The organism is Ferruginibacter sp. SUN002 (assembly GCF_050611725.1).
In the GTDB taxonomy this organism is placed as follows: domain Bacteria; phylum Bacteroidota; class Bacteroidia; order Chitinophagales; family Chitinophagaceae; genus Ferruginibacter.
On sequence record NZ_JBODJB010000001.1, the window covers coordinates 1127641 to 1141032 of the forward strand.

Annotated in this window: 15 protein-coding genes; 1 reads left to right on the top strand and 14 read right to left on the bottom strand. The window is 36.5% G+C overall.

Annotation, left to right across the window (positions count from 1 at the left end; genetic code table 11):
* Positions 1 to 26: 26 nt before the first annotated feature.
* From ACQ33O_RS05015 to radA, 14 genes are all read right to left on the bottom strand, one after another.
* On the bottom strand, positions 27 to 620 hold the full coding sequence (locus tag ACQ33O_RS05015; RefSeq protein ID WP_430994469.1) for a hypothetical protein: 594 nt from the start codon (positions 618 to 620) through the stop codon (positions 27 to 29).
* 70 nt (positions 621 to 690) lie between these two features.
* Positions 691 to 1644 (bottom strand): hypothetical protein, encoded by a 954-nt coding sequence (locus ACQ33O_RS05020; protein ID WP_430994470.1) that lies wholly within the window; start codon positions 1642 to 1644, stop codon positions 691 to 693.
* A 126-nt stretch (positions 1645 to 1770) separates the two neighbouring features.
* Complete coding sequence (gene nth, locus ACQ33O_RS05025; protein WP_430994471.1) at positions 1771 to 2418, bottom strand: endonuclease III; 648 nt, start codon at positions 2416 to 2418, stop codon at positions 1771 to 1773.
* Positions 2419 to 2475: 57 nt separating this feature from the next.
* On the bottom strand, positions 2476 to 2715 hold the full coding sequence (locus ACQ33O_RS05030; RefSeq protein WP_430994472.1) for a hypothetical protein: 240 nt from the start codon (positions 2713 to 2715) through the stop codon (positions 2476 to 2478).
* 78 nt (positions 2716 to 2793) lie between these two features.
* Entirely contained in the window at positions 2794 to 3102 is a 309-nt protein-coding gene (locus ACQ33O_RS05035; RefSeq protein ID WP_430994473.1) for an FtsB family cell division protein, read from the bottom strand.
* A gap of 106 nt (positions 3103 to 3208) precedes the next feature.
* Positions 3209 to 4498, bottom strand: a complete 1290-nt coding sequence (gene eno, locus ACQ33O_RS05040; protein ID WP_430994474.1) for a phosphopyruvate hydratase — start codon at positions 4496 to 4498, stop codon at positions 3209 to 3211.
* Positions 4499 to 4532: 34 nt separating this feature from the next.
* Positions 4533 to 5438 (bottom strand): gliding motility-associated ABC transporter ATP-binding subunit GldA, encoded by a 906-nt coding sequence (gene gldA, locus ACQ33O_RS05045; RefSeq protein ID WP_430994475.1) that lies wholly within the window; start codon positions 5436 to 5438, stop codon positions 4533 to 4535.
* Between the two features lie 7 nt (positions 5439 to 5445).
* Positions 5446 to 6945, bottom strand: a complete 1500-nt coding sequence (ricT, locus tag ACQ33O_RS05050; protein WP_430994476.1) for a regulatory iron-sulfur-containing complex subunit RicT — start codon at positions 6943 to 6945, stop codon at positions 5446 to 5448.
* Between the two features lie 78 nt (positions 6946 to 7023).
* On the bottom strand, positions 7024 to 7152 hold the full coding sequence (locus ACQ33O_RS05055) for a hypothetical protein (protein WP_430994477.1): 129 nt from the start codon (positions 7150 to 7152) through the stop codon (positions 7024 to 7026).
* A gap of 49 nt (positions 7153 to 7201) precedes the next feature.
* Positions 7202 to 8395: an ATP-binding protein gene (locus tag ACQ33O_RS05060; RefSeq protein ID WP_430994478.1), complete on the bottom strand. Its 1194-nt coding sequence runs from the start codon at positions 8393 to 8395 to the stop codon at positions 7202 to 7204.
* An 18-nt stretch (positions 8396 to 8413) separates the two neighbouring features.
* Positions 8414 to 8980, bottom strand: coding sequence for a glutathione peroxidase (locus ACQ33O_RS05065; RefSeq protein WP_430994479.1), 567 nt, complete (start codon positions 8978 to 8980; stop codon positions 8414 to 8416).
* Positions 8981 to 9011: 31 nt separating this feature from the next.
* Positions 9012 to 10430, bottom strand: a complete 1419-nt coding sequence (locus ACQ33O_RS05070; RefSeq protein ID WP_430994480.1) for a hypothetical protein — start codon at positions 10428 to 10430, stop codon at positions 9012 to 9014.
* Between the two features lie 33 nt (positions 10431 to 10463).
* On the bottom strand, positions 10464 to 11165 hold the full coding sequence (locus tag ACQ33O_RS05075) for a ComF family protein (RefSeq protein WP_430994481.1): 702 nt from the start codon (positions 11163 to 11165) through the stop codon (positions 10464 to 10466).
* Positions 11166 to 11234: 69 nt separating this feature from the next.
* Positions 11235 to 12608: a DNA repair protein RadA gene (gene radA, locus ACQ33O_RS05080; RefSeq protein WP_430994482.1), complete on the bottom strand. Its 1374-nt coding sequence runs from the start codon at positions 12606 to 12608 to the stop codon at positions 11235 to 11237.
* A 425-nt stretch (positions 12609 to 13033) separates the two neighbouring features.
* Here radA and ACQ33O_RS05085 point away from each other — a divergent pair, with 425 nt between their 5' ends.
* Positions 13034 to 13351 (top strand): winged helix-turn-helix domain-containing protein, encoded by a 318-nt coding sequence (locus ACQ33O_RS05085; RefSeq protein WP_430994483.1) that lies wholly within the window; start codon positions 13034 to 13036, stop codon positions 13349 to 13351.
* Positions 13352 to 13392: the final 41 nt, after the last annotated feature.

Genomic DNA, 13392 nt, shown 5'->3' on the forward strand with positions numbered 1-13392 from the left:
GCAGCTCTTTTTATTTAAAGCAATTTTTATTTTTTTGATTTGCTTAATATTTCAGTTAAAGTATATGTTGCAATGTTTTTACAATTGTTTTTAAACGAATTTAAAACCGTGATGGCGCCAATGGTAGGTGCCATGATGAAATAGTTAGATTCACTGTTCTTTGCATTTATAAATTCTCTTGATGCAAAGAACATTTTTTTAATTTCCAGTTTCTGATATTCTTCGGGCAATAAAGAGATGCAAGCCACATACACGGAGTTCAATTTGTTTTTTAAAACAGAGTCAGCAGCAGTTTGTACAATACATTTTTCCGCAACGTCGAGCTGTATTCCGGACGAATCATATTTTGTAAGTGTATCTTTAAGATTATCTATAAATGTGTTGATGTTCTCGATTGCTAAATAAATTTTGTTGGCTTCAGAAGTAAAAGCAGTATTCTTACCTTTTTTTATTTGTTTATATAAATTCAGCAAGATGTTTGATTGTAGAATATCGTTACTTCTAGATAACGATGAATCAATGTGTTTAAATTTTTCTAAAATTTCATCAGATGCAGGTGTTTGACCGTTAGTAGAAAACGATGTTACAATAAATGCTGATATAATTGCTGTGGATCTCAATAAAATTTTAATTCAAAAATAAAAAGGTTCCGAATTATTTCGGAACCTTTTTAAAATATTCTTTATTGTTTTAGTTTATTCTTTCTCTACCAAATGTAATTCCAAGTTTCAGCATGAAAGTAAAGAAAGCATCTTTATCTCTTGGATCGCCACGTATTTGACCGCCTTTGGGATTGATATAAACAGGGTTATTAAGTACTTCAGCTCTTCTGTCATTCAATTCTTTCGCATTATCCAATCTGTTACCGGCAAAATAGTTTGCATATAATGCTGGGTCAATATATCTTGTACTTACATCATCTAAATAATCTGTTCTTAAAATACGTGGAGCAATTTCAGCTCTTAAGTTGAATACGCTAGATAATTCGTATTTAACACCAATCCCTACAGGAAAACTAATCTGATTTAATTTATATTTTTTCCGTTGAGGATATTCAGCAAATCCCTGTCCTTCCGTACTTAACGGTTGAAGATCCACCCATTGCCCTGCTGAGTTTTGTGCTTGTGGGTTAAAATGATAATAACCAACACCTGCTAATATGTATGGAGAAATTCTTGGTGGCTCCCTATCTCTCGAAGCCCAATCAATAAAAATATAAGTAGGGTGTATTTCGGCAATTAAACTGATTTCAGAAATTTTGCTTCTAAAATGAAGGCCTCTCCAGTAACGCATACCCGAATTATCTCGTATTGGATATAATACACTATCGTAGGCTTTTACCGTTCCGAAAGTTCCTTCAAGCCTAATGGCTATTTTGTTTTTGTAAAGTGCACTAAGGTAACCGCTCATAGCAAAACGGTTGTTTCCAAAATTAAGATCTTTAAGGAAAGGCTTACCTATACCTTTGTGCCCCCCCAGATCGGTAAGGCAGTTCATGCCACCGAGTGAGCCGCCGAGCTCGTAGATCCAATCGGTGTCGTAGTAGTCGTTGTCAAAGAAATAATACCCACCTTGTGCTTTGGAGCTAACGGATGCACTCATAAGCAAAGCCAAGAGGCTTAGAAAAATTGCTGTTTTTTTCATAGAAATCCTACTTTAATAATAAATTTTAAAACCGGTTTTGTTTAAGGATAATTGAAATAAGTCAATCACTTGGTTGTTTAAAGTAACAACAAATAATTGTAATAGTTCTACTTATTAACAATTTGGCTATTGTTTATTAACAATTTGCGTATAGTATTTACAGACGGTTTTTAGGCCACATTCGTTGCATTTAGGACTCCTTGCTGTGCAAATATATCTGCCATGCAAGATCAACCAATGATGAGCCTTGTGCACATACTGTTTTTCTATATGCGTAATTAATTGTTTTTCTGCTTCTAAAGGAGTTTTGGCATTGGTTGTTAAACCAATTCTTGCGCTCACTCTAAAAACATGGGTGTCAACAGCCATGTTAGGTTGACCGTCAATTACCGATGTAATTACATTGGCGGTCTTCCTTCCAACACCCGGTAACAAAATTAACTCATTAACAGTCATGGGAATCTGCCCGGAGAGGGTTTCCCACACTATACGAGACATGTGGATAAGTTGTTTAGATTTATTATTGGGATATGAGATGCTTTTTATTAATGCAAAAATTTCGTTAAAACTGGCTTTACTCATGCTTTCAGCATCGGGAAACTTTGCAAAAAGGGCAGGCGTGGTAAGGTTTACTCGTTTATCTGTACATTGGGCAGATAAGATCACGGCTACGAGTAATTGAAATGGAGTTTCGTAATTCAGCTCTGTTTCTGCATTTGGAGCGTTTTCCAGAAAATAATTCGTAAAGTATTGATATCGTTCCTTTTTAGTCATAAAAAAATCGTCACGCTCAAGGCGTGACGAATTTAAGGTTAAATACTTTTAAAACGGTTAGACTTCATCTGTAAGTTCACCCACCGGAACCGCAGCGTTGCTAAGAATAGCATTCACTACCTTTTTTCGGGGCGAAAAATTGAGCTTTTCCAGGTTCTTTTGACCATCCAGTAATTGCTCATATTTTTCACGTAAACTCCAATCCGTTTCTAATGCAGCCGCTATAGCAGCAGCTTTTTCGGTAGAAGATTCGTTGTACAGATATTGTACAAGATCTTCAATCTTAAAATTGTGCATAGAAATTTTTAAGGGGTTGAAAAATAGCTTAATTCGTATCTAAAACGCAGAAAAGGATAAATTATTGCCCATATCATACTATTTGCTACTTATTGCAGGGGCAATTACGAAAAGATCTTCGTTGTCTTTTTTCATCAAATACTTTTCCCGGGCATATTTTTCAATGGTTTGGGCATTGTTTTTTAGTTGATTTTCTTCCAGTTTGGTATCAACTATCAAGTCTTTCAGATGAGCTTCACTTTTTCTAAGTTCAGAGTACTTTTTACTACGAGCTACACTGGAGGGAATATCTTTAGGGTCGAACCAAAACATCCAAGCTAAAAAAACAGCACCTGCTATCAGGTATTTGTTTTTCAGAATGGATAATATTTGTTTGGCTACTTTCATTTGTTTTAGTTCTCAGTTTTTAGTTCTTAGTTGGGAGCATTTTAATTGAAAATCTATTCAACTCATTATACTACTTAACTAAGAACTAAAAACTAGAAACTAATAATTATTTACCAAATTTAATTTTTCCTTTTGGATAAATGGCAGAATCTCCCAACATTTCTTCGATACGAATTAATTGGTTGTATTTTGCCATACGGTCTGTACGTGATGCAGAACCTGTTTTAATTTGTCCGCAATTCAATGCAACTGCAAGGTCAGCAATGGTTGTATCTTCTGTTTCTCCACTTCTGTGACTCATAATTGTATTGTAACCGGCTTGTTGTGCCATGCTTACTGCGTTGATGGTTTCGGTGATCGTACCAATTTGATTTACTTTAACAAGTAAGCCATTAGCTGTGCTTTCTTTGATGCCTCTTTCCAAACGGGTAACGTTTGTTACAAAAAGATCATCACCGACTAACTGAACTTTTTTACCGATAGTATCAGTTAAGTTTTTCCAACCTGCCCAATCGTCTTCTGCCATACCATCTTCAATACTGCAGATAGGGTATTGTTTAGCCCAACTTTCCCAGAATTTAACCAATTGATCGCTGGTCATTTTTTTACCATCGCTTTTATGGAAGATATATTTTTTCTCTTTTGCATTCCATAATTCACTGTTTGCTGCATCCATAGCGATCATGATCTGACTGCCAGTTTTGTAACCTGCAGCTTGAATCGCAGTTAATACAGTTTCAATTGCTTCTTCATTGCTTTGGATGTTTGGTGCAAATCCACCTTCATCACCAACATTCGTACTGAAGCCTTTTTTCTTCAATACAGTTTTTAATGCATGAAAAATATCAACGCCCCATGCTAAGCCTTCGCTGAAAGTTTTTGCACCAACAGGCATTACCATGAATTCTTGAAAATCTATTTTATTATCAGCATGTGCACCACCATTCAAGATGTTCATCATTGGAATAGGCAAAATTTTTGCGTTGGTACCACCGATATATCTGTACAAAGGAAGGTTAGCTTCTAGTGCGGCAGCTTTAGCAACAGCCATACTTACAGCCAACATTGCGTTAGCACCTAATTTGCTTTTGTTTGGTGTTTTATCTAATGCGATCAAAGCGGCATCAATACCTGTTTGATCTGCAATATCCCAACCCAATAAATTTTCAGCAATAACTGTATTTACATTTTTAACAGCTTTCAACACACTTTTACCACCGTAATATTTTTTATCGCCATCTCTTAATTCAACAGCTTCGTGAATACCGGTACTTGCACCACTTGGTACAGCAGCACGACCTAAATGTTCGTTTTCTGTTAATACGTCAACTTCCACAGTAGGATTACCGCGGCTATCTAAAATTTGTCTTGCATGAATGGAGGCGATGTAACTCATTTTCTATTTTATTTATGATTTATGTAATAAATTTTTAATTTGTCAAATTTCGGAAAATATCCTCTAAACTGGAGCTTTCACTCTGCAAAGAAACGATGTTAAGGTTATTTTTCAAACTCAATTCCAATAATTGTTTACGCACACTCTCCGGATTGGAGGTTGTTAGTTTGAAGTTGGAAGTTTGAGGTTGCTCTATTTTTGTTACTTCTTTTAGCGATTTGATGGTTTCAATACCAATATTTTCTTTGAACTGAACCAATACGGTGTGGTTATTAGATTTGTTTTTTTGAAGATTACTTAGTTGATCATCCGCTACAATATTTCCTTTATTGATGATGATCACTCTATCGCAAATAGCTTCTACTTCCTGTAAAATATGAGAGGAGAAAAGAACTGTTTTGTCTTTCCCTAATTTTTTAATGACCTCTCTTATTTCTATGATCTGATTTGGATCCAAACCACTCGTTGGTTCATCTAATATCAATACTTCGGGATCATGAATTAATGCTGCCGCTAGGCCTACCCGTTGTTTATATCCTTTGCTTAGTTGCCCGATTTTTTTATTCGCTTCAAGTAACAATCCTACCGTTTCAATAGCATTTTTAATTTTTATCTTTTCATTTTTAATTTTATGTACACCTGCTACAAATTCTAAGTACTCTCTCACGTACATATCAAAGTATAAAGGATTTGCTTCAGGTAAATATCCAATTTTCTTTTTTGTTGAAAGTGAGTCAGGGCTTACGTTTTCGCCACAAACTTGTGCATTACCGTTATCTGCCGATAAATACCCGGTGATGATCTTCATTGTAGTGCTTTTGCCGGCACCATTTGGACCAAGAAATCCTACTATTTCTCCTTTGTTAATGGTAAAGGAAATATTGTTTACGGCTTTTTGAGTGCCGTATATTTTAGTAAGATTATTGACTACTATTGACATTCAGTAATTATTTATTCTCTCCACCTGTGTTAGCAGGGCCTTGATCAGGTTTTTGCGGCGGCCTGTTTTGCGGTTGCCCCTGTCTGTTACCTTGCTGTGGATTATTTGGCCTTTGTTGATTTTGTCCGCCACGATTTTGTTGAGGTCCTCCTTGTGGTCTGTTCGCTTGTGGCGGTCTATTTTGTTGAGATCCTCCTTGTTGTGGTCTCTGTTCATTGCCTCTTTGCCTATTACCTCCTTGCCTGTTTTCCCCACCACGATTTTGTTGAGGCCCACCTTGTGGTCTGTTCGCTTGCTGAGGTCTGTTTTGCTGAGGCCCTCCTTGTTGTGGTCTCTGTTCATTGCCTCTTTGCTTGTTTCCTCCTTGCCTGTTTTCTCCGCCTCTCTCATTATCTCTTCTTCTGCGGCTTGTTTTTTCCAAACTACGTAAACTGATCTGTCCTACAACATCTGCATAAGTTGGTTCAACTTCCACAGGTTTTTTGCTCACTACTTCTACAGTTTCTAGTTCCTCGGGTTTGATGCCTTGCTTGTTAAGTGCTTTTATTTTTAAAACTCTTTCAATGGTCAGCGGATATTGTTTATTGCTATCCGGCATAGTGTACCACATCAAGTTTCTGAAAATATCTTTCTTTACCAAAAACGCACGGCTACGAGCTACTTCAATCATATCACAATCATCCGGGAAATTTTGCAATGCATCTAAATAAGTATCCAGTTCATAATTCAAACAACATTTTAAACGGCCACATTGTCCGCTTAGTTTTGTTTGATTAATACTTAAGTTCTGGTAACGTGCTGCATTTGTATTGACACTTTTGAAATCTGTGAGCCAGGTGCTGCAACAAAGTTCACGGCCGCAAGAGCCTATTCCGCCTACTTTTCCGGCTTCCTGCCTTGCACCTATCTGCTTCATTTCAACTTTTACTTTGAATTCAGAAGCATATATTTTGATTAATTCTCTAAAATCAACCCTGTCATCTGCAATGTAAAAAAAAGTAGCTTTTCTGCCATCGGCTTGTATTTCTACTTCCGCTACTTTCATTTGCAAGTTCAATTGCTTTGCAATAGCACGACTGCGGATCATAACATCTCTTTCTCTTGCTTTGGTTTCTTTCAGTTTTGTAAGATCAGTTTCGTTTGCACGGCGTAAAATTCTTTTTATATCTGCACTGTCTTCCTTAATATTGTTTTTCTTCAACTGTAAACGCACCAACTCTCCTGTGAGGTTTACACTACCTACATCAAAACCGCTAACGCCTTCAACAGCAATTAGGTCGCCTTTTTCGTAAAAATTTGTAGAGGGATTTTTAAAATAATCTTTTCGGCTTCCATTGTTGAAACTTACTTCCACAATTTTGCAACTGCTTTCAGGATCGGCAAAAGGCAGATTAGCCAGCCAATCGTGTACATTCATTCTATTGCAACCGCCGCTTGAGCAACTGCCATGACTTCCGCAGCCACCCGGTGCTCCGTCTTTACCTGTTCCGCAACTTCCACAACCCATATTCTTTGGTAATTAAAAATTAAGAATTAAAAATGAAAAGTTGAGGAGGAGATATTTATGTACCAGGCTTTTGTACTACTATTCGGCTTCATTGGCGTCGCACCCTTTTACTGTATATCCATACTCGGCAATGATAGATCCATATTGATTTGCCGTACAAGTGAGTGACACAACGATGATGCTATGAAAAACTAAAGCTGGTATCAAAAATAAATTTATCACACAACTGCAAGTTCGTTACCACAAAAACTCTACCTCAATTGACCAAAATTAGCGAATTGTTGGCAATAATGTGGTAGAACTTAATGGAAAGTGCATGGAAGAGCATTTTTGGGTTGGCATTACGCTCTATATAGTAGATGGCCTGGTTCAATTCTTCGATTATGGCTTCTTGCTGGTGAATACTGCAAATTTTATTGAAACGGAGGCAAAAATCATTGTAAGCGCTTGAATTTTCGGGGGTATTTATAACACTGAGCCTGATAGCATCTTCTATAAGATGGATGAAATATTTGAGAAATTGCTTCTGTTTTTCACGTCCTTCCTTGCTGATGCTCTCGATCCATTTAACCTGAGCATCGGTATTTCGTTTAACGATCATGTTCAACCACTCCCTTACAACGGTTTGCCAATCGCTTTCAGCATGTTGTAATAATTGCAGCGCTTCACGGTAATTGCCTTCGCTTAAAAGGGCAATTTGTTGGGCCGTTTCTATTTTGGCACCGGCTCTTAATTCAAGCGCCGCTTCAATTTCCAAATTGGAAAGAGCAGGTATTCTTACCAGTTGTGTACGGGAAATGATAGTAGGCAATATCTGATCTTCGTTTTCTGCAACCAATATAAATAATGTATTGGCGGGTGGCTCCTCAATCAACTTTAATAACTTATTACCTTCTTTGCCCAAAAATTCGGGCAGCCACATGATGAGTATTTTATATTCGCTCTCAAAGCTTTTGAGGTTGAGTTTTTTTATGATCTCGGTACATTCCTGTGCGGAAATATTGCCTTGCTTATTTTCTGCCCCGATGAACTGAAGCCAGTCAAATACATTTCCATAGGGTTGAATGGAAATAAATTCTCTCCACTCGTTGATGAAATCTGCACTGATGGGCTTTTCGCCGGCTTTTTTTGTAATGACCGGGTAAGAAAAATGGATATCGGGATGAATGAGTTTTTGTGCTTTTGTGCAGGCGGGGCAGGTGCCGCAGCTATCGGTCCATGGTCCACGATCCATGGACGGTTCTGATTCTCCAAATAGAGAAGGGCCTGGATCTTGCTTTCCATTGGCTTTTTCACAAACAATATATTGTGCAAAGGCCATGGCTAATTGCAAGGCACCACTTCCTTCCTTTCCTAAAAACAATAAAGCATGGCTCAGTCTGTTATGCTGCACCATTTCTGCCAAATGTTCTTTGGTGTTTTTCTGACCTATGATCTCTTTGAACTGCATTGCTGCAAACTTAATTCATTATAATTTACCAACGATCTCTTCGTCCATTGGTTTTACGCTACTAGGGAAGTAGGCAATGAGGTGTCCGTTTTCGTCCAACAAAAATTTATTGAAATTCCATTTTACCTCGGCATCTAAAACACCATTTTCGGCTTTACTGCAAAGCCATTTGTAGATAGGTGCTGTATCATCTCCTTTTACAGAAATTTTAGCAGCCATTGGAAAAGACACACCATAATTTCTTTTACAGAATTCTTTAATCTCGGTGTTGCTGCCGGGTTCTTGTCCGCCGAAATTATTTGCAGGAAAACCAACGATCACTAATTTGTCTTTGTATTTTTTATATAATTCTTCTAGCCCTTCGTATTGATAAGTATAACCACATTCGGATGCGGTATTAACGATCAATATTTTTTTTCCTTTAAAATCTGCGAAATTAATAGTGCCGCCATCTAAACCTTCTGCTTTGAAATTATAGATAGTATGTGTTGTATCTGTTGATATAATTTGTTTGTCCATAGGAATTGTTTTTGTTTGACCGCAAGATGAAATTAATAGTGCTGCGATGGTTAATAATCTTATCATAATTTTTTTATTTATAACAACGAAGAGAGTGTTATTGTTTTTCGTAGCAGCCGATATCGAAAGGGGCAATTCGGTCATTATCATCAAGGTCTTTCTGTAAAAGGATAGAGATGGGTGCACCTGATTGGAAACTTGGGGCATTCGGATTCGAAATATGAAAATCAAAATATCTTCTATTCACATTAATGCTATCAAACAAAGGCGGTTGATTTCTAAATGCAACTGAACTTGAAAAATCTGCAAATAAAGGATCAGTAGTTTCTCTTTTATAGATACAATTTATAAACTCAGCCGAAAAAAGGGCGCCTTTAGTATTTACAAATACTTCGTCTTTTACACTTCCATTTTCACCCCAGAAAATGCAATTGGTAAATGTAGCAGTCAAGTCATTAAGGTCATCAGTTGCATTATAATCAGTAACTGCAAGTACAGGATTTCTATGTTCAATAAAACTATTGCCGTAAGATGCGACAGTGCAATTTGTAAATGTGTAATTACCTCCGTATAAAAGACTAACGTTGGTGCCGCAATTTGAGATTAAAGTATTGTCTGCTTTTATGCTACTGGCAAGAGAAAGTATACCTGCATCGTATGCATTATCAATGATGCATTGGTGCAGCGTTACTTTTGTCGTTGTCGGATTGGGAGAAGATGGTAATAAGGACACTACAGCCTGATAGGCATTTTTAATCACTGCAAAAGTTAAAATACTATTGCTGCTGGATTCTCTAAAGTAAATACCCGGCCAACTTGCAGGAAGGTCTTTGTAGCCTTCATCTAACCTGTCACCTGAAAAAATTACTTCATTGCCCTTTTTTCCCAAAACAACAAGTCTACCATCAACAATAAAAGGTGCATTTGCATGAAAATATATTTTACAACCATCGAAAATCCTAAGTGCTGCTCCGGCATTAATTTTTAAGCTGTCTAATATTACATATGGTTTGTCATTTGTCCAGCTTACTGTGCCGGAATTTATTGTTTCCCCGGTTAAAAAATGTGCATTCTGTCCATACGCCTGTAGCTGCACATAACGAGTGTTGCCATTATATTGTATTTGAATGCTGTCTTGTATAATGAATGGAAGATTAGCAGAAGTTGGATCAATATTTACAGTAACAAAAATATAGATGCTGTCATTGGCAGCAACTTCAATATTATTTACCTCAGGTGCAGCAATACCGTTTACGTTTATGGTAAATGCAGAGGTATCAATGCCCATTAACTTTACTTTGCTGAGGAGTAATTTTTGATCGTTTAAATTATTGATCTTGAAAAACTGAGTGATAGATCCTACTGAAGTAAAAACAGTATCAAATTTTAAACTGTCAACACTGGTTGATAGTTTTGCGTTAGTGCTGGTAATGAAAGAATCTTTTTTACAGGAAGTTAATAGTAGGCAAAAAGCAATGAGCAATGAGCAAAATATATGAAGTCCCTTTCTAATCATTTTTCAAATTTAAACTAAAACTTTCAACAACAATTATTTAGCTGCATAAGCCAGCGATGCAACGCTTAATTGTAATCCTTCAATTTTTAATAAAGCATTTCCACAGGCTTCAAAAGTAGCACCGGTCGTTACCACATCATCTACCAGTAAAATATGTTTTCCGGTTAATTTATTTTCATTTTGTACAACAAAACTTTCGGCAACATTTTCCCAACGTTCGGTACGGTGTTTTTTAGTTTGGGTTTCGGTGAATTTTTGACGAACCACCACATTATTCAACACTGGGATGTTCATTGTATTAGACATTCCTTCGCAAATTACCGTTGCCTGATTATATCCCCTTTTACGTTCTTTGTCGGGAAACAGGGGGAGGGGCACCAACGCATCAATATTTCTGAACCGATTGGTGTTTTGGAGCGATTTTCCCATCAATTCTCCCAAATAAATGCCGATTTCCTTGTTTGCGTCGTATTTAAGTAGGTGAATCAGTTGCTGAATAAGGGAACTTTTGGCAAAATAGAACTCACTTGTTGCCGCCACAAGGGGTAATCTGCCCCAAAATATCTTTTCGATCGGATTATTGGCATGCATTGCAAAATTTGTATGCGGTAAATTATTGATACATTTTAAACAAAGTAAATGATCTCCATTGATTAGATCGCTACCACAACCTGTACATATATGCGGATAGAAAAGATGCAATGCATTTGCAAAAACTTTTTGAACTGATAACATTTTAATGGTTTAGCGTATTCTAAAAAATTAAAAGGTTTTTGTTTAGGAGGTTTAGGAGTTTCGTTAGAATTAAAATAAATATTGATAGAGCTCTTCTACTTTCGCCAAAGGCACTACTTCAATATTGAATTTAAGTTTTCCTAAAGATTTTGCGTTGTATTTACTTACGATGATCTTTTCGAAACCTAATTTTTCAGCTTCGGCAATGCGTTGTTCAATTCTATTTACCGCTCTTATCTCTCCACTTAAACCAACTTCACCTGCAAAACAATAATGTTGATTGATAGGCACATCTTCATAACTACTTAGTAATGCACATACTATTGCAAGATCAATGGATGGATCTTCTACTTTTAATCCGCCGGCAATGTTTACAAAAACATCTTTTACGCCAAAATGAAAGCCTCCTCTTTTTTCGAGTACGGCTAATAGTAATTGGAGTCTTCTTAAATCAAATCCACTAACAGTTCTTTGCGGTGTTCCGTAAACACTTTGTGTTACCAATGCTTGCCCTTCAATTAATAACGGACGCATTCCTTCAATGGTTGCAGCAATAGCAATACCACTTAATTGTTCTTCTTTTTGTGTTATTAAAATTTCACTCGGATTGCTTACGGCTCTCATACCTTCACCTGTCATCTCATAAATACCTAATTCGGCCGTAGAGCCAAAACGGTTCTTTAAAGTACGCAGAATTCTATAGGCATAATGACGATCGCCTTCGAACTGCAAAACCGTGTCCACCATATGTTCCAGGATCTTTGGCCCTGCTATATTTCCGTCTTTTGTGATATGACCAATTAAGAAAACAGGCGTGTTGGTCTCTTTGGCAAATCGTTGTAATTCTGCAGCACATTCACGAATCTGGCTTACACTGCCTGAACCACTTTCCACGAAAGGCGATTGTAATGTTTGAATGCTATCTACAATTACAAGTTGCGGTTTTAATTTTTTTATTTCCTGAAAAATAGTTTGTGTATTTGTTTCGGTAAGCAAGTAAAAATTTTCACTCTTTGCACCAACTCTATCTGCCCTCATTTTTACCTGTTGCTCACTTTCTTCACCACTTATATATAATGTTACAATATCATTTAACTGCAAGCCTATTTGTAAGAATAAAGTTGATTTACCGATACCTGGTTCGCCGGCAACCAAAACAATGCTTCCCATTACAATTCCACCACCCAATACACGATTTAATTCTCCATCGTTTGTAATGATCCTTTTTTCTTCTGCACTGCTTACCTCATTAATGGAAATCGTTTTTACTTTTCTATCTCCGCTATATTCCTTCCATTCGTCTTTTTCTTTTTTGTCATTTCCTTTAACAACAACTTCTTCTACAAATGTATTCCATTGATTACAGCTCGGACATTTACCCGACCACTTAGCGCTTTCATATCCACAACTCTGACAAAAAAATGCCGACTTAGTTTTACTCATCTGACGAAATTAAAATTTAGAGATACGAATGTAGAATAGAATTGTTTCAGGATAGAATAAAAATTGAAAGCAAAGGTTGTATGCAGAAAAAATATTTTTATCTGCATACGGAAAAATATTTTTTGAGGAGTTTATTAAAAGTAAAAGAGCCATCATTTCTGACAGCTCTTTGTACTTACTAACCCATTAAATTCTATTGCTAAAGTACAAAATTGACCCACATAAAAAAATAAATTTTGGACAATGTTAATAAGTTTTTTGACGGATACTAGAAAGTTATTATCTAACCAATATGTTCATATTTGTATGATTATCAATGATTTAAAATGATAAAGAAACCCCTTTTACTAACGACTACCCCTACAAGAAAAACAATAAATTAATTTGGTTTATATAATAGACTAATTTATATTTGAAATTTATTTATGGATAAAATATTCAAAGACTTAGACCCTATATTACACGCCCAACTAAGGCTGGCGTTGATTAGCACATTAACGGCCATCAAGGAGGCGGAGTTTAGTCTTTTGAAGGAAAAAACCGGGGCAAGTCCCGGTAATTTGAGTGTACAGATCAATAAATTGAAGGAAGCCGGTTACATAGATGTAAGTAAACAGTTTAAAAACAATTATCCGCAAACAATTTGTAAAATAACCCCCAAGGGTATTGGTGCTTTTCACGATTATGTAAAGACACTGAATGAATATGTCAATCCCGATAAAGCATTACTGTTAAAAGAATAACAAATTATCCTTATTTATAAGCGGCGAGGTTTACCTTTGCT